Source organism: Sulfitobacter albidus (genome assembly GCF_018200035.1).
Taxonomy (GTDB): Bacteria; Pseudomonadota; Alphaproteobacteria; order Rhodobacterales; family Rhodobacteraceae; genus Sulfitobacter; species Sulfitobacter albidus.
On sequence record NZ_CP073581.1, the window covers coordinates 1081085 to 1102655 of the forward strand.

A 21571-nucleotide genomic window follows, 5' to 3' on the forward strand; every position below is an offset into this window, starting at 1 on the left:
CGGCGCATTATCCGACGGCAAAGACGTCATCGATGTTGAACATGAAGCTGTCCAGCTCGCTGATTTCGACCCCTTGCAAGGTGATGCGGCTGGTGCCGGTGTTGAGGCTGGCAAAGCCCAGGTCGTTGAACAGGCCGCCGAGATCGATGGTGGTCGATTCGTTGATTTCGGTCGCGTGGGCCAGAATGTCGGCGAACGTCGCGGCATCTGCCACCTGCTGCACGATTTCGATCCGGTCGCCCAGACCAAAATCGGTGATCGTGTCGCGCCCGCTGCGCAGACCAAAGACGAAGGTATCCGCGCCCGATCCGCCCTCCAGCCTGTCGTTGCCGCGCCCGCCGTCGATCAGGTCTGCCCCGCCGGCGCCCCAGATCTGGTCGTTGCCGGTGCCGCCGTCGATGGTGTCATCGCCGGCGCCCGCGCCGATCCGGTCATTGCGTGCACCGCCCCAGATCAGGTCATTGCCCGTGCCACCGCCGATCTTGTCGTTGCCGCCGCCGCCGTTGATCCGGTCGTCCCCGTCGTTGCCAAAGAGCTGGTCGGCGTCGTTGCCGCCCGTCATGGTATCGTTGCCCGTGCCGCCGCGCACCGATGCCGCGATGCCTTTGCCGGTAATCCCGCCGAAACTCGCCGAGTAGGTGTCGGCCCCGTCGCCCAGAAATACATCGCGCAGGGTTCCGGAATTCAGCACCGTGTCGTTGCCGGCGCCGGTGAACAGGCCACCGTTGATCAACCCCGCGCTCTGCACCCCGTCAGAGCCCGGGATCGATTGGTTCAAGACCAGATCATTGCCGCCGCCCAGATCGACCCTGCCGGTCATCGTGCCGGTGTTCGACAGCGTATCCCAGCCATTGCCAAATCGGACCTCGCCAAAGATTTCGCCGTCGTTGATGACAAACCGCGCGCCGTTGCCCTGCAGATCCAGCGCGTATTTGCTGCCCGGCGCCTTGCTGATCAGCGCGCCTTCGGTGCTGGTCAGGGTGATGTTGGCGTCGGTCAGGGCCGTGATCGGCCCCGCGACGGTGCCCTCGTTGGTGATCAGCCCGCCAAAGACGTCGAAATCATAGGCGCCGACGGTCTCGCCGATGGCGACGGCGCCTTCGTGCTGGTTCGTTGTGGAGTTGAAGAAAAATGGCATTTTTGCGGTCCCTTTGAAACTTGCGCCACAGTACTGCCCCAATTCAACCGACGCCTAGCAAATTCGATTTCGGTTTCCACAGCGGAGACAGTGCCGGGGCAGGGGACACACTGGGACGTCACAGACGCAAAAAAGCCCCGCCGGGCCGGGCGGGGCTTTGGGATTCAGTGGCGGGAAGGCGCGAATCAGATCGCGAGGTATTCGGCCCGCAGCGCTTCGTTCTCAAGCACGTCCTGCGCCGAGCCGTCGTAGACCACACCGCCCGTGTCGAGGATCACGGCGCGGTCCGCCAGCTTGAGCGCGCGCACGGCGTTCTGCTCGACCAGAATGGTCGTGATGCCCTGCGCCTTGATGATCTCAAGCGTCTTTTCGATCTCATCTACGATCACGGGGGCGAGCCCTTCGTAAGGCTCATCCAGCAGCAGCACCTTGATGTCGCGGCACAGCGCGCGGGCGATGGCCAGCATCTGCTGCTCGCCGCCCGACAGCGTCGTGCCTTCCTGTTTCTTGCGCTCCCCCAGACGGGGGAACAATTCGTACACCCGCTCCAGCGACCAGCCAATGGGCGGGGCGATTTGCGCAAGCTTGAGGTTCTCCTCGACCGTCAGGCCCGCGATGATGCGCCGATCTTCGGGCACCAGTGCCAGACCCGCGGCGGCGGCCTCGTGGCTTTTCATCTTGTGCAAGGGCTGATGATCCAGCCAGACCTCGCCCTTTTTCAACTCCGGGCTGCCGATCTGCGCGATTGTGCGCAGGGTCGACGTCTTGCCCGCGCCGTTGCGGCCCAGAAGGGCCAGGATCTCGCCCTCGTGCACGTTAAAGCTGACGCCCTGCACGATATAGCTTTCGCCGTAGTAGGCGTGGATGTCCCACACCGACAGAAAGGCGGGGGCGGAGGAGGCGTGATTGGCGCTCGATGGTTTGGTGGCAGTGCTCATGGGTCTCTCCTCACGCGGCCTGTGTTTCGCCCAGATAGGCTTCCTTGACCTTGGGGTGGCCCTTGATGTTGTCGGGTGTATCCTCGACCAGCGGGGTGCCCTGCGCCAGCACGGTGATCCGCTGGGCGAGGGAGAACACGACGTGCATGTCGTGCTCGATGATGGCGATGGTGATGTCACGCTCGTCGCTGATCTGTTTGAGCAGGTCGATGGTGTTGTTGGTGTCCGCGCGCGCCATGCCGGCGGTCGGCTCATCCAGCAGCAGAAGGCGGGGCTGCTGGCTCAGGCACATCCCGATTTCGAGCCGCCGCTTGTCGCCGCGTGACAGGGATGAGGCGATCATGTGCCGCTTGTCGGCCATGTTCATCTCTTCCAGCATATGCTCGGCCTGCTCGTGGATGTCGCGCTGGCCCGTTACGCTGCCGATGGCGTTCATGGCGAATGCGCCGTCGCGTTTAGCAAAGCAGGGGATCATCATGTTTTCCATCACCGACAGATCGCCAAAGATCTCGGGTGTCTGGAATACGCGGGAGATGCCCATCTGGTTGATCTCATAGGGTTTGCGCCCCAGCACCGATTGCCCGTCGAACATGACCGATCCGGTATCCGGGATCAGCTTGCCCACCAGACAATTGAGCAGGGTGGATTTGCCCGCCCCGTTTGGGCCGATGATGGCGTGCACCGATCCTTCGGCCACGCTCAGGTTCACATTCCCCAGCGCTTGAAGGCCACCGAAGCGTTTACCGACGTTTTTGACTTCAAGAATGCTCATGTCGTCTCTCCTTATTCCGCCGGGGGCGTGCTGCGTTGCTCGGCGGCGTCGGCTTCGACGCTGCCTGCGTTCTTGTCACGGCGGCGGAAGACGCGGCCGATGCGCTGGCCACCTTCAACAAGGCCACCGGGCAGGAAGATCACCACCAGCATGAACAACAGGCCCAGCGTCAGGTGCCAGCCCTTGCCCACGAAGGGGTAGACCAGCGTGATCAGCAGATCCTCGATCCCGTCGGGCAGGAAGGCGAACCATTGTTCAAGAATGCCCTTGTTGATCTTGGAGACGATGTTTTCCATGTACTTGATGAAGCCCGCGCCCAGAACCGGCCCGATCAGCGTGCCAGCCCCGCCGAGGATGGTCATCAGCACGACCTCGCCAGAGGCGGTCCAGAACATCCGCTCCGCACCCACCTGCGTGTCCATCGCGACCAGCAGACCACCGGCAAGCCCGGCGTACATGCCCGAGATCACAAAAGCCGCCAGCGTGTAGGGACGGGTATTCAGACCGGTGTAGTTCATGCGCTGCTGGTTCGATTTCACCGCCCGCAGCATCATGCCGAAAGGCGAGCGGAAGATGCGGATCGACAGGTAGAAGGCAAGGATCATCACCACCGCCGCGATGTAGTAGCCCGCGTTGAAGGTAAAGATCCATCCGCCCATGGACAGCTCGAAACTCTGGTGCATCTCAAGGCCAAAGAGGTTGGCGCGCGCGGTCTCGCCCTCGGCCAGCGCCCCGTCAAGGATGCGCGGATCGGAGGGGGTGGGCTGAAGGCCCGTTTCACCGCCGGTGATCGGCGTCAGCACCGAATAGGCCAGCGCGTAGGACATTTGTGCGAAGGCCAGTGTCAGGATCGAAAAGTAGATCCCCGAGCGGCGCAGCGAAATCCAGCCCACCAGAAGGGAGAACAGACCCGCGATGATGACCGAAATGATGATCGCCGGGATGACGTTCATCGTCAGCAGCTTCATCATCCAGATCGCGGCGTAGGATCCCACACCCAGAAAGGCCGCGTGACCAAAGCTGAGATAGCCGGTGAGGCCGAACAGGATGTTGAAACCGATGGCAAAGATGCCAAAGATCACCAGCCGCTGCATCAGATCCGGGTAGCCCGCGTTGAATTGCGCCATGCCGGACCCTTCGGGGAAGGGGTTGAGGATGAAGGGTGCCGCGAGGCACAGGATGGCGACGATGACCAGAAGGCCCGCGTCTCGTGAGTTCAGTCCGAACATTGATTATTCCTCCATCACGCCCTTGCGGCCCATCAGGCCACGGGGCCGGGTCAGCAAGATGATGATTGCGACAAGGTAGATGATGATCTGGTTGATGCCGGGCAGCGTCTCAAGCACGACGGCCATCGAGGCAAAGCTCTCGAGGATACCCAGCAGGAAACCCGCCAGGACGGCACCGGGCAGGCTGCCCATGCCGCCGACGACGACCACGACAAAGCTCAGCACCAGAAAATCCATACCCATGTGATAGTTGGGGGAGTTGATGGGCGCGTACATCACCCCGGCCAGCCCCGCGACAGCGGCGGCGATCCCGAACATGATGGTAAAGCGTTTGTCGATGTTGATGCCCAGGAGGCCCACGGTTTCGCGGTCGGCCATGCCGGCACGCACGACCATCCCGAAGGTGGTGAATTGCAGGAAAGCGAACACCAGACCGATGATCAGCGCGGCAAAGGCGAAATACACAAGCCGCCAGTAGGGATAGATGATGGTGTTGGGGTCAAACCCCATCGCGGCACCAAAATCGAACGATCCGGCAAAGGCGGCGGGCGCCGGCGTCGGGATCGGATTGGCGCCGTAGTAATATTTGATGATTTCCTGAAGCACGATCGCCAGACCAAAGGTCACGAGGATCTGGTCGGCGTGGGGGCGCTTGTAGAAGTGTTTGATCAGCCCGCGCTCCATGATGAAGCCGATGGCGATCATGACGGGGATGGTAAAGAGGATCGACAGCGGCACGGCCCAGTCGATGATGGCATCGCCGGTCTGCGCACCGAACCAGTCGTGCAGATAGGGCACCTCGACCTTGGCCGGGTTGCCCAGGAAATCGGTGCGGCTTTCGTCGATGACGGTGTGCGACAGGCTCAGCAGCTTACTGAACGTCACGGCGCAGAACGCCCCGATCATGAAGAGCGCGCCGTGGGCGAAGTTCACCACACCCAGCGTGCCAAAGATCAACGTCAGGCCGAGAGCGATCAGCGCATAGGCCGATCCCTTGTCCAACCCGTTGAGAATTTGCAGGATAATTGCGTCCATGGATTTACCCTTTCCAACGCCGGGGTCACCCCGCTGGCTGCGGGTGGTGGGGATGGAGGGCGGCAAGTGCCGCCCTCCGATTGTGTCAGAGGCTTATGCGCCGGGGTTGCACGTGCCCAGATCGCCACCAAAGATGGCGGGATCGTAGGTGACCTGCTCGGCCGGGGTGACTTCGACGATCTCCAGAAGGTCGAACTCGGATTCGGGGTTCTCTTTCCCTTTCACGACCAGCACGTCCTTGAAGCACTGGTGGTCTGCACCGCGGTACAGGGTCGGGCCGTTGCCCATGCCGTCGAATTCGAAATCCTCGAGCGCTTCGCCAACCGCACATGGGTTGAACGAGCCCGCACGCTGGACCGCATCCGCATAGAGCAGCGTCTGCACGTAGCAGGTGTGCGCCGCCTGGCTGGGGGGGAAGCCGTATTTGGTGCCGAAGGACTGAACGAATGCCTTGGAGCCTTCGTCGGTCAGCGACCAGTGCCAGTTTGTCGAGCCAAAGATGCCCTTCACGTTGGCGCCCGCACCCTTGGCCATCAGGCGCGAGTAGAGTGGCACGACGATTTCGAACTGCTTGCCGTTGACGATCTTGTCGCGTAGACCGAACTGAACCGCGTTGGTCAGCGAGTTCACCATGTTGCCGCCGTAGTGGTTGAGAACCAGAACGTCCGCATCCGACTGAAGCACTGGCGCGATATAGGCCGAGAAGTCGGTCTGTGTCAGCGGTGTTTTCACCGCGTTGACGGTTTCCCAGCCCATGGCTTCGGTGGAGGTGCGCACGGCTTCCTCGGTGGTGTAGCCCCAGTTGTAGTCGGCGGTCAGGTGATAGGCCTTGCGGTCCTTGCCGTAGTTGGCGGCGAGGATCGGCGCGAGGGCCGCACCGGACATGTAGGAGTTGAAGAAGTGGCGGAAGCCGTTGGCCTTCTTGTCCTTGCCGGTGGTGTCGTTGGAGTGGGTCAGACCCGCCATGAAGATCACGCCGGCCTCCTGGCAGAGCGCCTGCACGGCCACGGCCACACCGGAGGAGGAGCCACCGGTGATCATCACCGCGCCGTCTTTTTCGATCATCGACCGGGCCGAGGCGCGCGCGGCGTCCGATTTGGTCTGCGTGTCGCCTGTCACATACTCGACCTTCTTGCCGAGGATGCCGGTGCCTTCCAGCGCCTTGGAGGAGAAGGTGGCCATCATGCCGCCGTCGCCGCCGCCGTTCAGGTGCTCGACTGCAAGCTCATAGGCGCGCAGCTCGTCCGCGCCCTCGTCGGCGTAGGGGCCGGACTGCGGTACGTTGAAACCGAGCGTGACGGTGTCGCCCTGCGGCGCGTTGGTGAAACCGGCGTGACCGTCGGCGCGCAGATAGGTCGGCAGCGCAAGGCCCGCGCCCGCGATGGCGCCGGTCTGGATCAGGCCGCGACGGGTCGGATTGAAAACTGACATGGATGTCCTCCCAAAAGGTTAAATCGGCGCCACGGCATTCTTTTGTCCGTTGACGCATACACTTTGCGTGTGGTCGCAGTATTGGCAGCGCGGGGGCATCGGGCAATAAGTGGCTTGATTAAAACGATTTGTTTGTAAATATATGTACAGTCAAATTGTGAGGTTTGTAAATTTCATGTTGTTGCAGTGCAGAAAGCCCCTGAATTGGCGGCGCTTTACCCTCAGGGTTGTGCATGTCCGCTGAGGCGCAGACCGGCAGCCGCATCCGCGAGCGGCGGGTGATGCAATCGCTCAAACAGGCCGAGCTAGCGCAGCGCATCGGCATTTCACCCAGCTATCTCAACCTGATCGAGCACAACAAGCGCAGAATCGGCGGCAAGCTGCTGCTGGACATCGCCCGCGCGCTTGAGGTTGAGCCGCACGCCCTTACCGACGGAGCCGAGGCCGCGCTGCTGGGGGCGCTGCACGAGGCGGCGCTGGCCGTGGGCATCGCGCCGGAGGAGATGGACCGTGTCGAGGTCTTTGCCGGGCGCTTTCCCGGCTGGGCGGAGGCGCTGGCCGCGCAAGGCCGCCGCATTGCCGATCTGGAGCGCACGGTCGAGACGTTGAGCGACCGCATGGCCCACGATCCGCATCTCGCCGGGCAGATGCACGAGTTGCTCACCACAGCCGCCGCCGTGCGCTCCACTGCCGAGATCCTCGCGGGGGAGGAAGCGCTGGAGCGCGAATGGCAAAAACGGTTCCACACGAACCTCGATACCGACAGCGCTCGGTTGGCCGAAAGCGTGCAGTCGCTGGTCGGCTATCTGGAGGATGACCGGGTCAAGGCCGCCCCCGAGGCAGGCACGCCGCAGGCCGAGGTGGAGGCCTATCTGGCGCAGCGCGCCTATCATCTGCCGGCGCTTGAGGATGGTGCGGGCGACATCGACGCGCTGCTGGAGGCCGCCGATCCACCGCTGAGTGTGACGGCGGCCTTCATTCTGCGCGGCGTGCTGACCCAGATGGCCAGCGACGCGGCGGCGCTGCCCATGGCGCGCCTGCAAGAAGCATTGACGCAGACGCGCCCCGATCCGGTGGCGCTGGCGCGCAGGTTGGGCGCGCCGGTGGGCGTGGTGCTGCGCCGCCTTGCCTCGGTCGAGACGCTGGGCGTGGGGCTGGTGGTCTGCGACCGCTCCGGCACGGTGATCTTTCGCAAATCCGTCGACGGCTTCTCGGTGCCGCAATTCGACAGCTGTTGCCCGCTCTGGCCGCTCTTTGGTGCGCTGGCCGCCCCCGGCACGGTGCTGCACGAACGCATCGGCCAGCTGGGGCGTGGGCAGGCGGCGTTTGACGCCTACGCCACTGCAGAGCCGCAGGTGGCACCCGCCTATAACGCGCCGCCGCTCGCGCGCGGAATTCTGTTGCTGGTGCCTGCCGTGGTCGGGGACACAACGATGCCCCTGCGCACGGTGGGCGCAACCTGCCGGATCTGCCCCGATGCCACCTGCGGCGCGCGGCGGGTGCCCTCCATTCTCGCCGCCGAGGGGCTTTGACAGCGCGGCGGAACGGGTGCATCCTGCCAAGGCTCCGACAGCACAAGACGGCATGATCCGCGCGCGGGGCGATAGGGAGGAACGCTGGCATGACCAGACACGTCGTGTTGGTTGAAGACGAGACCAACATCGCGGAGGCGATCCGTTTTCTGCTGGGCCGGGAGGGATGGCGCGTGGAGGTGCTGGCCAATGGCACCAACGCCGCGCATGTCATCCGCGACGCGCGCCCGGATCTGGTGATGCTGGACGTGATGTTGCCGGGCAAGACCGGCTTTGAAATCCTGGCCGAGCTGCGCGCCGAGGAAAGCATGGCCGATCTGCCGGTGCTGATGCTGACCGCGCGCGGCCAGACCCGTGACCGTGACATGGCAGAGGCGGCGGGGGTCAGCCGGTTCATGACCAAACCGTTCTCCAATCAGGAAATGCTCGACGCCGTGCGCAGCCTCGTCCCCGGAGCCGTCGGCTGATGGGAGAGCAGCCGCTGTTTCTGGAGCGCAAGCGCTACCGCACGCGGCGATTGATGGATGTGGTGCGGGTTGTGCCCTTTGTCTGCGCGGTGCTCTGGATCATTGTGCCGCTGATGTGGCCGGTCGAGGGGGCGGGCACGACGCTGTCGTCAGCGCTGCGCTACGTGTTTGCGATCTGGCTGCTGGCGATCACCGCGTGCTTTGCGCTGTGGCGCCGCACGCGGGAACGGACGGGGCCGCGGGGCTGATGGTCACGCTCAACCAGCTGGTTGCGGTTTGTCTGGGCTACGTTGTCGTGCTGTTTGCCGTGGCGTTTCTGGCCGAACGCGCGGCGTTGCGCGGGCGCGGTCAATGGCTCTTGCGCTCGCCGCTGGTCTACACGCTGTCGCTGTCGATCTATTGCACTGGCTGGACCTTTTACGGCGCGGTCGGCTACGCCGCGCGCTCGGGGTTGGAATACGTCACGATCTATCTGGGCCCCAGCCTTGTGATGATCGGTTGGTGGTGGCTCTTGCGCCGGTTGGTGCGGATCGGGCGGATGCAGCGGGTGACGTCGGTGGCCGATCTGATCTCGGCCCGCTATGGTAAATCGAACGCGCTGGCGGTGCTGATTACGCTGATGGCGGTGATCGGCGTGACCCCCTATATCGCGTTGCAATTGCAGTCGGTGACGCTGTCGCTGTCGATATTTGCCGCAGGCGATCCCGGCACCGCGCCCGACAGCGCGCAGGCGGCGCTGTGGATCGCGGCGGGGCTGGCGCTGTTTACCGTTCTTTTCGGCACCCGCAACCTCAACGTCAACGAGCGTCACCACGGCATCGTCATCGCCGTCGCAGTCGAAGCGGTGGTCAAGCTTGTGGCATTGCTGGCCGTGGGCGCCTTTGTGGTCTGGGGCGTGGCGGGCGGCGTGAGCGAGACGCTCGCGCGTATCGATGCCTCGCCCATCGGCAGCTGGCAGACCTCGGGCAGCCGCTGGTCGGCGCTGATCGTGCTGTCGGCCGCGGCCTTCGTCTGCCTGCCCCGCATGTTTCAGGTCATGGTGGTCGAGAATGACGACGAGCGGCATCTGCAATCTGCCAGCTGGGCCTTCCCGCTTTATCTGATGGCGATGAGCCTGTTTGTCGTACCCATCGCCGTTGTCGGGCTGGGCACGCTGCCCGCGGATGCCAACCCCGACCTCTATGTGCTGAGCGTGCCGCTGAACGAGGGGCAGAACGGGCTGGCGACGCTGGCGTTTCTGGGAGGATTTTCCTCTGCCACGTCGATGGTGATCGTGGCGACACTGGCGTTGGCCACGATGATGTCGAACCACGTGGTAATGCCGGTGTGGCTGGCGCTGCGGCAGGGCGGGGCGCAGCAATCGGGCGACGTGCGCGAGGCGGTGATCCGCGCGCGGCGCCTGTCGATCCTGCTGATTATCGGGCTGGGCTATGTCTATTACCGGGTCTCCGGCGGGTCCGAGGCGCTGGCGGCGATTGGCCTGATCTCCTTTGGCGGGGTGGCGCAGTTCCTGCCCGCGCTCCTGGGCGGGATCTTCTGGCGGGGGGCGACGCGCTGGGGCGCGCTGGCCGGGCTGCTGACGGGTTTCGGGTTGTGGGTCTTCACGATGCTGCTGCCCAGCTTTGGCCCCGGGGCGGTTCTGTCGCAGGGGGTCTTCGATGCGGGGCTCTGGGGGCTGGGCTGGCTGCGCCCGCAGGCGATGTTCGGGATCGAGGGGCTTGATCCGGTGGTGCACGCGGTGTGGTGGAGCCTCGCACTCAACACGCTGATGTTTCTGACCGTCTCTGCCTTTACCTTTCCGCATCCGCTGGAGCGGTTGCAGGGTGCGCAGTTTGTCAACGTGATGGAGGCGCAGCCCGGCACGCGCGGCTTGCCGCGCGCCGCCGCCGGTCAGGCGGAGGATCTGATGATCATGTCGCAGCGGATCCTCGGCGCGCTGGAGGCGCAGCGGTTCTTTGCGCAGGCGGCCACGGCGCAGGGGCGGCCGGGCAAACTGCCCGATCCGACGATCGACTTCGTGCAATCGCTGGAGCGGGAGCTGGCGGGGGCGGTGGGCGCGGCGACGGCGCATGCGATGATCGGCCAGATCGGCGGCGCGCAGATCGTCTCGGTCGAGGATCTGCTGGCGGTGGCCGACGAATCCGCGCAAATCCTTGAATATTCCAACCGGCTGGAGGCGCAGTCGCGCCAGCTGACGGAAACTGCCGACGAGCTGGGCGAGGCGAACCAGAAGCTGCTGAAACTCAGTCAGCAAAAGGATGGCTTTCTGAGCCAGATCAGCCACGAGCTGCGCACGCCGATGACCTCGATCCGCGCGTTTTCGGAGATTTTGCGCGACACCTCGGATCTGAGCGACGAAGAGCAGCACCACTACGCCAGCATCATCCATACCGAAACGATCCGGCTGACGCGGTTGCTGGATGATCTGCTGGATCTGTCCGTGCTCGAGAACGGTCAGGTCTCTCTCACGCTGCAGCGCGCGGATCTGCACGACGTTCTCGACAGGGCGGTGATGACGGCGACGGGGGGCGCGCGCCAGTCGATCGACGTGCTCCGCAGCCCCGCGCAGGAGCGTGTCGATGTGGTCACCGATACCGACCGTCTGGCGCAGGTATTCATCAATCTGATCAGCAACGCTGCGAAATACTGTGACGCGCGTGCACCGTCCCTGCGCATCAGCGTGGAGCCCGGACCGCACGACGTCACCGTACGCTTTACCGACAACGGCAGCGGCATCCCGGAGGACGCGCGCGCGCTGGTGTTCGAGAAATTCGCGCGCCTGGCACAAGGCAGCGGCGCGGGGGACGGTGCGGGCCTTGGCCTCGCCATCTGTCGCGAGATCATGGACCGGCTGGGCGGCGCAATCACCCATGTCCCCACGGACCAGGGCGCCTGTTTCGAGGTGACGCTGGCCCGCAGCGTGCAAAGCGCGGCGCAGGAGATGCCCGCATAAAGGCGCTGGTAACCATTGTGCTGCTAGACAGCGGGCAATCGCCCCTGGTCACGGGGCCGGTGAACAGGGGCGAGGGGCATTGGACAGATGAGCGTCGGGCAGGTTTCCTCATTGGTGCAGCGCAAGGCACGCAGCGGGCGCGAAAGCTATGATGCCCGCGCGATGACGCTGGCGCGGGCGCTGCGCCTGACGTTGGCCCGCACGGCCGAGCGGCGGATGGCCCTGTCGGTGAGCGTGATCGGTCAGACCCGCAGCACGGTGCGCGGCGTTGATGTGGCCGCGGCGCTGGGCGATGATCTGTTGCTTTTGTTACTCGAAGGCGGGGCAGGGCGCGTCGGTCTTGCCGCGCTGGACGCCGATCTGGCCATGGGCCTTGTGCAGGCGCAGACGACCGGCCGGATCAAGCCAGCGGAGATGAACCGCCCCTTCACGGCAACCGATGCCGCGCTCTGCGCGCCGTTGGTGGAGGATCTTCTGACCAATGGCGCGCCGCTGCCCGACGACGCGCGCGAAGGTGCATTGCTGGCGGGCTGGCGGTTCGGCGTGCGGGCCGACGGGCTGCGCACCGCCTGCCTCGCGCTTGATATGCCTGACTACGACGTGCTGACGCTGTCGCTCGATCTCGCGGCGGGGGCGGGGCGGGGCGGCTGATGCTGGTGCTGCCGCCGGTGCGGGGGAACATCCCCGCGCCCGAGGAGGAGACCGCCGAGCCGCCCGTGCCACTGCCGCCGGTCACGCTGGGCGATGCGGTCCTCGACGTGCAGGCAGAGCTTGCCATCGTGATCGACGCGCTGACGCTGCCGCTGGGCGATGTGAACGGTTTTCGGCCCGGCGATGTCGTCCCGCTCTCCATCACGCGGCTTACCGGTGCGATGGTGCTCGACACGCAGGGCCGCACGGTGGCGCGGGGCACGCTGGGGCAGGTCGACGGCCAGCGTGCCGTGCAGGTGGAACAGCGCAGACGCGGCATGGCCCATCCGATGCGCCGCGCCTCGGACCGGGCCGATCTGGATCTGCCGGATGTAAACGCCGCGACGCCTGCGCCGACGACAAAGATTGATGTGTTCGACGGCGGCGAGGAGATGCCGGACATGTCCGATCTGGATCTCGACATCGATCTGGACGCAGATTTCGCGACGCAGACTGCGACTGGGGCCGCCGAGCCGGCAGATCGGCGGCGCGCATAGGGCTCGTGCCGCGTTTGCTGATTATCCGGCGTCCGCCTGCGAAAGATAGCCGCGCAACTGCTCCAGATCGTAGCCGGCCTGACGGCCTGCGGTGATGATCTCCTCCGCTGGGCGCGTGCCCGCCTCGCCAAGCGCCCAGGCGATGCAGGAGCGCGTGCCCGAGGCGCAATAGGCCAGCGTCACCCCGTCCCGCTGTGCCCCCAGCGCGTGGTTCTGCGCGATAACGTCGGGGGTCATCGTTTGATGGGTGAGGGGCTGCACGGCAAATTCAAGCTCCGCCGCCGCACAGGCGCCGGCGATCGCCTCGGCGCTCAGGGCGGGCGGCACTTCGGCGTCGGGGCGGTTGCACAGGATGCGGGTGATCCCCGCCTCCTTGAGCGCGGGCAGCATGTCAGGCGCGATTTGCGGCGCCACGAAATAGGTCGGGGTGAGCTGTCTGATGTCCATGACCATGGGTGTAGCGCCGGGGCCATATGCTGTCCAGCGCATGCGCGTCGTCAGGTCAGGAAGTCGTCAGGTCAGGAAGATGCCCACGATCACCACCATCAACCCGATCACGGACAAGAACAGCGCGCCCAGGTTCAGCGGCACCACGCGGCGCAGCTCCGCGCGCAGTTCTTCGTCGGCCATGCCGCCGCGCTTGGCCCGGCTGACGCGGACAATGCAATAGATCAGCCCCAACAACCCCAAAAGGGAGATGGCGGTCCCGATCCAGATGATCGTGTCGAGGGTGGGGGCGGCTGCGGTTTCCATGCCGCCCGATTAGTTGAATTCGCCCTCTCTGACAAGGCTTGCCGCCGCCGGGCGCGCGCGGTAGTCACAGCGCTCAACCCGCCGCGCGACAGGAGCCTGACATGAGCGATTTCAACACCGACCCCAGCCCAACCGAAACCGCGGGCGATGCCAACTACCGCGTGACCGCCAACGAATTGCGCCAGTTCGTCGAGCGGATCGAACGGCTGGACGCCGAAAAGAAAGACCTCGCCGAGCAGCAAAAGGAAGTGATGGCCGAAGCCAAATCGCGCGGCTATGACACCAAGGTTTTGCGCAAGGTGATCGCGCTGCGCAAGCGTGAGCCCGACGATATCGCCGAAGAAGAGGCGGTTATGGAGATGTATAAGGAAGCGCTGGGCATGTGATCGCCCGCTTGCGGGGCGAAACGCCCTTGCACGCCGGTCACGTGGCCAATAGAAGAGCGCAAATTTGATGCCCCGCGCGCCCCGCGCGGCCCTACGCTATGGAGCACACATGCAGGTCAAAGAGACGCTGAACGACGGTCTGAAACGCGGCTATGCCATCACCCTGACGGCGGCCGAGCTGGATGCCAAGGTCAACGAAAAGCTGGCCGAGGCGCAGCCCGACGTCGAGATGAAGGGTTTTCGCAAGGGCAAGGTGCCCATGGCGCTGCTGAAAAAGCAGTTCGGCCAGCGCGTCATGGGCGAGGCGATGCAGGAAAGCATCGACGGCGCCATGAACGAGCATTTCGAGAAATCCGGCGACCGCCCCGCGATGCAGCCCGAGGTCAAGATGACCAACGAGGACTGGAAAGAGGGTGACGATGTCGAGGTCGAGATGTCCTACGAGGCGCTGCCCGAGATCCCCGAGGTCGACCTGTCCGGAATCAAGCTGGAAAAAATGGTTGTGAAGGCCGATGACGCCGCGATCGACGAAGCGCTCGCATCGCTCGCCGAGACGGCGCAGGATTTCAAGGCCCGCAAGAAAGGCTCAAAAGCCAAGGACGGCGATCAGGTTGTCATGGATTTTGTCGGCAAGGTCGACGGGGAGGCGTTTGAAGGCGGCTCTGCCGAGGACTACCCGCTGGTGCTGGGGTCCAACTCCTTCATCCCCGGTTTCGAAGAGCAACTGGTCGGCGTGAAGGCCGAGGAAGAAAAAGACGTCACCGTCAACTTCCCCGACGACTATCAGGCCGCGCATCTGGCCGGTAAGGAAGCCGTGTTCTCCTGCACGATCAAGGAAGTGAAAGAGCCCGTCGCCGCCGAGATCAACGACGAGCTGGCCACAAAATTCGGCGCCGAGGATCTGGCAGCCCTGAAGGTACAGATCGGTGAGCGTCTGGAAGCCGAATACGGCGGCGCCTCCCGCGCGATCATGAAGCGCGCGCTGCTCGACGAGTTGGACAAGCTCGTGAGCTTTGATCTGCCGCCCTCGCTTCTCGATGCCGAAGCGGGCCAGATCGCGCATCAGCTGTGGCACGAGGAAAACCCAGAGGTCGAGGGCCACGATCATCCCGAGATCACCCCGACCGACGAGCACAAGGCGTTGGCCGCGCGCCGCGTCCGTCTGGGCCTGCTGCTCGCCGAGCTGGGCCAGAAGGCCGAGGTCGAGGTGTCCGACGCCGAGATGACGCAGGCGATCATGAACCAGGCGCGTCAGTACCCCGGTCAGGAACGCCAGTTCTTTGAATTCGTTCAGCAAAACCAGCAGATGCAACAGCAGATGCGCGCGCCGATCTTCGAGGACAAGGTCGTCGACCACGTGTTCGAACAGGCGACCGTGAGCGAGAAAGAAGTCTCGAAGGAAGAGCTTCAGAAAGCCGTTGAGGCGCTCGAAGACGAGTAAGCTGCACCGCTTTGAGTTATAGGGGCCGTCTGGAAACAGGCGGCCCTTATTTTTGCTCGGCCTGCGCCGCTCAGGCCGGGCGCAGACCGGTTTCGACGAGCATGCCGCGCCGCTTTGCCTCGTAGTAGTAGCCCCGCGCGTACCAGTTGATCGCGGTGGCCTGATCGCCATCTGACAGCAGCCACGCCCCGCGCAGGTATTTCACCGCAAATTCGAGGTTTGTGTCCGCGTCCAAAAGATCGGAGGGCTTGCCGCGAAATCCCATGGTGCGGGCGGTTTGCGGCAGGATCTGCAACAGGCCCCAGTACGGACCGTTGCGCGCGCCGGGACGGTGGGTGCTTTCGCGGATGGCAAGGCGGTGAACAAGGCTGCGCGGCACCTCGTAGTGATCGGCCCAGCGGTTGATGGACGCGCGCAATTGCGGTGTTTCATTGGGAAAGAGTGGCGGCTCTGACGGCGATGCGACGGGGGGTGTTTCGCGACGCGCGCAGGCGCTGAGACCGGCGCAGGTGGCCAGAAGGAAAGTGCGGCGAGAAAACATGGCAGGCTCCGATAGCGACAGAGCCGGAATGGCGCGAATGTTGGGGCGGTTCAAGCCGGGCGTCAGCGCATGGGCGGTGTTCTGCGCAGGGGGCGGGGGCAAATCCTCGGACGAGGATTTGGGTGCAGACTTTCTGCGAAAGTCTGTCCGGCGCGCCGGAGGCCACGAAAAAGCCGGGCAGGGAGGCTGCCCGGCTTTCTGCCGTCTTCATTTGCGGGGCGCTTAGTTGCCCGCAGTGTCTTCCTGATCGCCAGAGGCAGGCTCGTCGTCCTGCGCCTCGACGGCCTCGGCCAGTTCCTCGTCCTCGGAGGCGGCGGAGCCGATATCGTCGAAGAGTTCGGCGATCTCGAATTCCGCGGCGGCTTCTTCTTCCGCTGCGAGTTCCTGGATCGATTTGCCGGAGGCCTGAAGCTCGGCTTCTTCGGGCGAACGCGCGACGTTCAGCTCGATGCGGGCCTCGACTTCGGGGTGCAGGATGATTTGCACGTCGTGTACGCCGAGGTATTTGATCGGCGCGCCCAGAACGACCTGCTTGCGGTCGACGGTAAAGCCATTCTCGGTCGCGGCATCGGCGGCGTCACGGGTGGTGACGGAGCCGTAGAGCGCGCCTGCGTCGGAGGCGGAGCGAATCACGATGAACTGCTGCCCATCGATGCGCGCGGCCATGGCGTCGGCCTCTTTCTTGCTCTCGAGGTTTTGTGCCTCAAGCTGGGCTTTCTGCGCCTCGAAGGCTTCGACGTTCGCCTTGGAAGCGGACAGGGCCTTTTGTTGGGGCAGCAGGTAATTGCGGGCGTAGCCGGGTTTCACGTCGACGACGTCGCCCATCTGGCCCAGCTTTGCCACGCGCTGAAGAAGGATAACTTGCATGTGCTTTCTCCTTACTTGACGGCGTAGGGCAGCAGGGCGAGGAAGCGGGCGCGTTTGATGGCACGGGCCAGTTCACGCTGCTTTTTCGCCGAGACTGCGGTGATGCGGGAGGGAACGATCTTGCCACGCTCTGAGATGTAGCGCTGCAGCAAACGGGTGTCTTTGTAATCGATCGCCGGTGCGTTGTCGCCCGAGAAGGGGCAGACTTTACGACGGCGGAAAAATGGTTTTGCGGCCATGGGTTATGTCCTTTTCTTCAGGCTGTGGATCAACGGCGCTCGCGGCGGCCTTCACGTTCGTCACGCTTCTGCATCTGGACCGATGGCAGCTCTTTGTGCTCATCGACCTTGATGGTCAGAACGCGCATGACGTCGTCGTGCAGGCGCATCAGGCGCTCCATCTCCATGACGGCGGGCGCGGGGGCGTCCGAGCGCATGTAGGCGTAGTGGCCCTTGCGGTTCTTGTTGATCTTGTAGGCCATCGTCTTGACGCCCCAGTATTCGTGATCGACCATCTTGCCGCCGGCATCGCCGAGGACGGTCGAGAAGTGTTCGATCAGCCCTTCGGCCTGCGTGTTGGACAAATCCTGACGCGCGATCATGACATGCTCGTAGAGTGGCATGTGTGCTCCATTTACTATCAAGGCGCATTTCAAAGGCGGGGCAAGGATCTCTTGCGGCCCCACCACGAGAGACTGCGCGGTTCATATGCTGTGCAAGAGAGCGCCCGTATACACGGTTTGCGCGGGCGCGCAAGCGCGCAGGGCGATTGCCGCGGCACTGACGCCGATCCGCCATTGCGCTGCCCAAATCGACTGGCATCCTTGAGCACATGACACAGCACGCCACCGCATCCGCTTTCCCCGAGCTTGAGCCCCCACGTGAGCCGATTGCCTGCATCGCGCGCAGCGTCGACGGGGGGCGCGTGCTGATGTGCTGTGTGCTGCGGCTGGTGGCCATCGCGTTGCTGCTGGGCGCGGCGCTTGTCTGGCTGCGGCCGGGAAGCATCACCGATCCGCAAACGGGGCTCGCGACGCTTGTCCTGTCGATCCTGCTGGCCGGTGTCGCTGCGGGCCTGATGCAGTCGAGCGGCAAACCAGAGCCGCCGACAATCGAGATCGACGCGGCCCTTGCCGAGATCCGACTGCTGGGCAGGGGACGCCAACCGCAGGTTCTGGCGCATTTCCGGTTTGACGCTCTCGGCTGGGCGGAATGCAACGCGGCTTATTTCACCTTCTGGCGCCCCGATGGCGGGCTACTGGCCGAAGTAGCCGTCTCTGACCCCGCCGCGCGCGCCGCGCTTGAGCGCAGCCTGCGCGAGGCGGGGGCGCTGACCTGAGTGTTCGTTTTCGCGCACGAGATGTTGATCGCTGCGGGATTGAGAAACAGGTCGAGTGCACCACATTAAACCGCAGTCACACTCAACATGGAGCAACCCTTATGAAATCCCTTCTTCTCGGCGCCCTTCTGTCCGCCACCGCTGGCATGGCGCTTGCCGCTGATAAATACACGCTGGATTCCAGCCACAGCCAGGTGGTTTTCTCCTACAACCACCTTGGCTTCTCGACGACATACGGCATGTTTTCCGGGTTTGAAGGGGAGATCATGTTTGACGCCGAAAACCCCGAAGCGTCGTCGGTAAGTGTGTCGATGCCTACGAAATCAATGTTCACCGGCTGGGAACAGCGCGAGGCGCATTTCATGTCCGATGATTTCTTCGGCGCGACCGATGAGGACGTGATTACCTTCACCTCCACCGGCATCGAAGTCACCGGTGACAACACCGCAAAGATCACCGGCGATCTGACGATGAACGACGTGACCAAATCCGTAGTTTTGGATGCCACACTGAACCAGGCGGGTGACAATCCGATGGCGGGCAAACCATGGCTCGGATTCGACGCGACGACGACGCTGCTGCGCTCTGACTTCAACGTGGGCAAATTTGCACCGAACGTGAGCGACGAAGTTGAGGTGCAGATCTCGCTTGAGGCCGGCGCCGCCGAATAAGCGCTGCCACTGAAGATATGGGCCGCCGGGGAGAGATCCCTGGCGGCTTTTTCTTTACTCGGGCGCGGCGCGTGTGGCGGTCAGGTTGATGTCGACCGTCACGCCGAATTTGAGCGAGCTCTCGTCGGTCATGTTGTCCCCGATGCCAAAGTCGCGCCGGTCGAGGGTCGTTTGGGCCTGCATGCGCGCGGTGTCGCCGTCAAGATCCAGCGTGAAGGGCAGGGTGAGCGGCACGCTTTGATCCTTGATCGTGAGTGTCCCATCGGCGACATAGCCGTCGGTCTGCCGGATCAGATCTGCGGTGAACGTGGCCGTCGGGAAGTCGGCGGCGTTGAAGTAATCCGCCCCCATTGCCTGATCCGTGACCGATCCCAGCGTGAGCGAGCCGATGGCGATCTGTGTCTCGACGTTGCCTGCGGTGCCCGCGTCGGCGGTTTCGTCGAACTGGATGGCGGCGGTCCAATCGGCAAAGCGCCCGGTGACGTCGGAGTTGAACTGGTTGACGGTAATCGCGATCTCACCCTCCTGCACGGCCCAGTCTGAGGCAACCTCATCAAGCGTGGCGGCCTGAACCGTGCTGGCGTGGGGCTGGTAGAGGCCGAAGGCGCCCGCACCGGCGAGGACGGCGGCCCAGATAGCAACGGCGGCAGCGGCGGGTTTGGCGGCGCCGGTATGCGACAGGGGGCTGCCCGCGGTGGCCCCGCGGGTCATGCGTGCGAGCGTTGCGTCGCGGTCGATCAACTGGTGTTTCAGCGCGCCGAGGATGTGCAGCGCGATGGTAGCGGCCATGACCTTGCCGAACACCCAATGCAGCCCGTAGGTGATCGCCGCCACGCTTTCGGATTTGGGGATCAGCGGCAGATTTTGCCCGAAGGGCCACCAGATCGGGGCGAACCCTTCGGTGGCGGCATGGTGGACCCATCCCGACAATGGCGCCAGCACCAACGAGCCGTAAAGCAGCCAATGCGCGGTTTCCGCCAGAAACGTCTGCATCCGCTTTTCGTGGTGCAGCGGGCTTGGCTTGGGCTGCGAGATGGCCCACAGGATGCGCAGCAGCGCCACGGCAAAGACGGCGACGCCCAGCGTCTTGTGCAATGAGAACAGCCACGCCTTTGTCGCCAGTTGCTCGGACGTCTCGTAGGGCAGGCGATTGGCGACGACGGCGACAGGGATCAGGGTGATCACCAGCAGGGCTGTCAGCCAGTGAAAGGCGCGGGTGACGCTGCCGTAGGTTGTGGCGGTATTTGAAAGGGGCATGGCCGCGCTCCGGTCTATGAATAGGGCTGGTCAACAGATAGCGGAAAGGGGCGCGCCTGCAATGCGCAGCGGCGCAGAAGGGATGTGCGCACGGTCTTGTGAGGGGGAGGCGGGGCCGCTACACCCTTTGGCACCCGCAAACAGAAAGGCATTTTCCATGAGCACAGCATTCGTTTTTCCCGGTCAGGGCGCGCAAACCATCGGCATGGGCCGCGATCTGGCCGACAGCTATCCGGCGGCACGTGCGGTTTTTGATGAGGTCGACGACGCGCTGGGGGAAAAGCTGAGCACACTCATTTGGGACGGGGACATCGAGACGCTGACGCTGACGCAGAACGCACAGCCCGCGCTGATGGCGACGTCCATGGCGGCGATGCGCGCGCTTGAGGCCGAGGGGCTGGAGGCGGGGCGCGCGTCGTTTGTGGCTGGACACAGTCTGGGCGAGTATTCCGCGCTTTGTGCGGTGGGGGTTTTTTCGGTCGCCGATGCGGCGCGCCTGCTGCGCACGCGGGGACTAGCGATGCAATCAGCGGTGCCCGTGGGCGAGGGCGCGATGGCGGCGGTGCTGGGCCTGGACGCGGGCGCGGTCGAGGCGGTGGCGGCTGCGGCGGCCGAAGGCGACGTGTGCCAGCTCGCCAATGAGAATGACCCGTCGCAAAACGTGATTTCCGGCAGCAAGGCCGCCGTCGAGCGCGCCATCGTGCTGGCCAAGGAGGCGGGCGCCAAGCGGGCGTTGCCGCTGCCGGTCTCTGCACCGTTCCACTGCGCCCTGATGGGCCCGGCGGCGGAGGCGATGCAGGAAGCGCTGGCGCAGGTGAAGTTTACCGCGCCCTCCGTGCCTCTGGTCGCCAACGTGACCGCCGAGGCCGTGAGCGACCCCGAGCGGATCAAGGCGCTGCTGGTGGAGCAGGTGACGGGCCGGGTGCGCTGGCGCTCGTCGGTGGAGTGGATGGTCGGGCAGGGCGTGACCGAGTTCTGGGAGATCGGTGCCGGCAAGGCGCTGTCGGGCATGATCAAACGCATCCACCGTGACGCCACACTGCGCAACGTCGGTGCGGCGGCGGACGTGACGGCGGCCCTTGGCGGCTGAGCCTACGCGCCGTGCGCTGATCCTCGGTGCGCTGGCGCTGGGGGGATGCGCGCGGGTGGAGCGGGTGCGCCAGCCGCTGCGCTTTACCGTGGTCAACGACCGGCTGCTGCTGGACGGTGTGATTACCCGGCGCAGCGCGCGCGGGTTCGAGGGCGTTCTGGCGCAGAACCCGCAGATTGCGACGCTGGTGTTCCAGCGTGTCGAGGGTGGGCGGCATCTGGAGGATGTGCTGCGGCTGGGGACATTGATACGGTCGTCGGGCCTGACAACAGCGCTGCGCAGTGACAGCGTCGTCCGGGGTGGTGGCGTCGATCTGTTCGTCGCGGGCGTTGCACGGCGCATGGTGGCGGGCGCGGTGATTGACCCCTCCAGCCGCGCGGATCCGGCGCGGCGGGCGTATCTGCGCGCGATGCTGGGCAGCGATGATTTCTACCGCTTCACCTTGCGGAACCCGGCCGCTGGCGGGATACAGGGGATGAGCATCGAGGACATCACGCGCTTGGGTTTGCTGACCGAGCCCGTGCAAGAGCTGAACTGAGAGGGAA

Annotated in this window: 25 protein-coding genes; 12 read left to right on the forward strand and 13 right to left on the reverse strand. The window is 64.4% G+C overall.

Features of this window, described 5'->3' with window-relative positions:
• Window positions 1–7 precede the first annotated feature (7 nt).
• From KDD17_RS19005 to KDD17_RS05085, 6 genes are all read right to left on the reverse strand, one after another.
• Window positions 8–1138, reverse strand: coding sequence for a calcium-binding protein (locus tag KDD17_RS19005; RefSeq protein ID WP_212705565.1), 1131 nt, complete (start codon window positions 1136–1138; stop codon window positions 8–10).
• 185 nt (window positions 1139–1323) lie between these two features.
• On the reverse strand, window positions 1324–2076 hold the full coding sequence (locus KDD17_RS05065) for an ABC transporter ATP-binding protein (protein ID WP_212705566.1): 753 nt from the start codon (window positions 2074–2076) through the stop codon (window positions 1324–1326).
• 10 nt (window positions 2077–2086) lie between these two features.
• The gene (locus tag KDD17_RS05070; RefSeq protein WP_212705567.1) at window positions 2087–2848 is read right to left on the reverse strand and encodes an ABC transporter ATP-binding protein; all 762 of its coding nucleotides are present in this window, start codon (window positions 2846–2848) and stop codon (window positions 2087–2089) included.
• A gap of 11 nt (window positions 2849–2859) precedes the next feature.
• Window positions 2860–4077, reverse strand: a complete 1218-nt coding sequence (locus tag KDD17_RS05075) for a branched-chain amino acid ABC transporter permease (RefSeq protein ID WP_212705568.1) — start codon at window positions 4075–4077, stop codon at window positions 2860–2862.
• A 3-nt stretch (window positions 4078–4080) separates the two neighbouring features.
• A complete protein-coding gene (locus KDD17_RS05080; RefSeq protein WP_212705569.1) occupies window positions 4081–5112 on the reverse strand; it encodes a branched-chain amino acid ABC transporter permease in 1032 nt (343 codons plus the stop codon).
• A gap of 93 nt (window positions 5113–5205) precedes the next feature.
• Window positions 5206–6543 carry a substrate-binding protein gene (locus tag KDD17_RS05085; protein ID WP_212705570.1) on the reverse strand — a complete coding sequence of 446 codons (1338 nt, stop codon included), beginning with the start codon at window positions 6541–6543 and terminating at the stop codon, window positions 5206–5208.
• A gap of 233 nt (window positions 6544–6776) precedes the next feature.
• Here KDD17_RS05085 and KDD17_RS05090 point away from each other — a divergent pair, with 233 nt between their 5' ends.
• The 6 genes from KDD17_RS05090 (at window position 6777) to KDD17_RS05115 (ending at window position 12682) form a co-directional block, all read left to right on the forward strand.
• Window positions 6777–8075 (forward strand): helix-turn-helix transcriptional regulator, encoded by a 1299-nt coding sequence (locus KDD17_RS05090; protein ID WP_212705571.1) that lies wholly within the window; start codon window positions 6777–6779, stop codon window positions 8073–8075.
• Between the two features lie 89 nt (window positions 8076–8164).
• The gene (locus KDD17_RS05095; protein ID WP_212705572.1) at window positions 8165–8542 is read left to right on the forward strand and encodes a response regulator transcription factor; all 378 of its coding nucleotides are present in this window, start codon (window positions 8165–8167) and stop codon (window positions 8540–8542) included.
• Window positions 8542–8790: a hypothetical protein gene (locus KDD17_RS05100; protein WP_212705573.1), complete on the forward strand. Its 249-nt coding sequence runs from the start codon at window positions 8542–8544 to the stop codon at window positions 8788–8790. The genes KDD17_RS05095 and KDD17_RS05100 overlap by 1 nt, the downstream gene beginning before the upstream one ends.
• Window positions 8790–11495: a sensor histidine kinase gene (locus KDD17_RS05105; RefSeq protein ID WP_212705574.1), complete on the forward strand. Its 2706-nt coding sequence runs from the start codon at window positions 8790–8792 to the stop codon at window positions 11493–11495. The genes KDD17_RS05100 and KDD17_RS05105 overlap by 1 nt, the downstream gene beginning before the upstream one ends.
• A gap of 87 nt (window positions 11496–11582) precedes the next feature.
• The gene (locus tag KDD17_RS05110; RefSeq protein WP_212705575.1) at window positions 11583–12146 is read left to right on the forward strand and encodes a hypothetical protein; all 564 of its coding nucleotides are present in this window, start codon (window positions 11583–11585) and stop codon (window positions 12144–12146) included.
• A complete protein-coding gene (locus KDD17_RS05115) occupies window positions 12146–12682 on the forward strand; it encodes a FliM/FliN family flagellar motor C-terminal domain-containing protein (protein WP_212705576.1) in 537 nt (178 codons plus the stop codon). The genes KDD17_RS05110 and KDD17_RS05115 overlap by 1 nt, the downstream gene beginning before the upstream one ends.
• A 21-nt stretch (window positions 12683–12703) precedes the next feature.
• Here KDD17_RS05115 and KDD17_RS05120 read toward each other — a convergent pair whose 3' ends face one another.
• Window positions 12704–13129 (reverse strand): protein tyrosine phosphatase family protein, encoded by a 426-nt coding sequence (locus KDD17_RS05120; protein WP_212705577.1) that lies wholly within the window; start codon window positions 13127–13129, stop codon window positions 12704–12706.
• A gap of 66 nt (window positions 13130–13195) precedes the next feature.
• Window positions 13196–13435: a hypothetical protein gene (locus tag KDD17_RS05125; RefSeq protein ID WP_212705578.1), complete on the reverse strand. Its 240-nt coding sequence runs from the start codon at window positions 13433–13435 to the stop codon at window positions 13196–13198.
• 101 nt (window positions 13436–13536) lie between these two features.
• Here KDD17_RS05125 and KDD17_RS05130 point away from each other — a divergent pair, with 101 nt between their 5' ends.
• Together KDD17_RS05130 and tig are read left to right on the forward strand one after the other, a co-directional pair.
• On the forward strand, window positions 13537–13821 hold the full coding sequence (locus KDD17_RS05130) for a DUF2312 domain-containing protein (protein ID WP_212705579.1): 285 nt from the start codon (window positions 13537–13539) through the stop codon (window positions 13819–13821).
• Window positions 13822–13930: 109 nt separating this feature from the next.
• Window positions 13931–15262, forward strand: a complete 1332-nt coding sequence (tig, locus tag KDD17_RS05135) for a trigger factor (RefSeq protein ID WP_212705580.1) — start codon at window positions 13931–13933, stop codon at window positions 15260–15262.
• Between the two features lie 70 nt (window positions 15263–15332).
• Here tig and KDD17_RS05140 read toward each other — a convergent pair whose 3' ends face one another.
• The 4 genes from KDD17_RS05140 to rpsF form a co-directional block, all read right to left on the reverse strand.
• Window positions 15333–15803, reverse strand: a complete 471-nt coding sequence (locus tag KDD17_RS05140) for a transglycosylase SLT domain-containing protein (RefSeq protein ID WP_212705581.1) — start codon at window positions 15801–15803, stop codon at window positions 15333–15335.
• Window positions 15804–16025: 222 nt separating this feature from the next.
• On the reverse strand, window positions 16026–16670 hold the full coding sequence (gene rplI, locus KDD17_RS05145; RefSeq protein ID WP_212705582.1) for a 50S ribosomal protein L9: 645 nt from the start codon (window positions 16668–16670) through the stop codon (window positions 16026–16028).
• A gap of 11 nt (window positions 16671–16681) precedes the next feature.
• The gene (gene rpsR / locus KDD17_RS05150; RefSeq protein WP_005852865.1) at window positions 16682–16909 is read right to left on the reverse strand and encodes a 30S ribosomal protein S18; all 228 of its coding nucleotides are present in this window, start codon (window positions 16907–16909) and stop codon (window positions 16682–16684) included.
• A 29-nt stretch (window positions 16910–16938) separates the two neighbouring features.
• Window positions 16939–17292 carry a 30S ribosomal protein S6 gene (gene rpsF, locus KDD17_RS05155; RefSeq protein ID WP_212705583.1) on the reverse strand — a complete coding sequence of 118 codons (354 nt, stop codon included), beginning with the start codon at window positions 17290–17292 and terminating at the stop codon, window positions 16939–16941.
• A 209-nt stretch (window positions 17293–17501) separates the two neighbouring features.
• Between rpsF and KDD17_RS05160 the strand changes: the two genes are divergently transcribed.
• Complete coding sequence (locus KDD17_RS05160) at window positions 17502–18008, forward strand: hypothetical protein (protein ID WP_212705584.1); 507 nt, start codon at window positions 17502–17504, stop codon at window positions 18006–18008.
• 101 nt (window positions 18009–18109) lie between these two features.
• Window positions 18110–18679, forward strand: a complete 570-nt coding sequence (locus tag KDD17_RS05165) for a YceI family protein (protein WP_212705585.1) — start codon at window positions 18110–18112, stop codon at window positions 18677–18679.
• Window positions 18680–18733: 54 nt separating this feature from the next.
• Here the strand turns inward: KDD17_RS05165 and KDD17_RS05170 are convergent, their stop codons facing one another.
• On the reverse strand, window positions 18734–19936 hold the full coding sequence (locus tag KDD17_RS05170; RefSeq protein ID WP_212705586.1) for a cytochrome b/b6 domain-containing protein: 1203 nt from the start codon (window positions 19934–19936) through the stop codon (window positions 18734–18736).
• 157 nt (window positions 19937–20093) lie between these two features.
• Here KDD17_RS05170 and fabD point away from each other — a divergent pair, with 157 nt between their 5' ends.
• The gene (gene fabD, locus KDD17_RS05175) at window positions 20094–21026 is read left to right on the forward strand and encodes an ACP S-malonyltransferase (RefSeq protein WP_212705587.1); all 933 of its coding nucleotides are present in this window, start codon (window positions 20094–20096) and stop codon (window positions 21024–21026) included.
• On the forward strand, window positions 21016–21564 hold the full coding sequence (locus KDD17_RS05180; RefSeq protein WP_212705588.1) for a hypothetical protein: 549 nt from the start codon (window positions 21016–21018) through the stop codon (window positions 21562–21564). The genes fabD and KDD17_RS05180 overlap by 11 nt, the downstream gene beginning before the upstream one ends.
• Window positions 21565–21571: the final 7 nt, after the last annotated feature.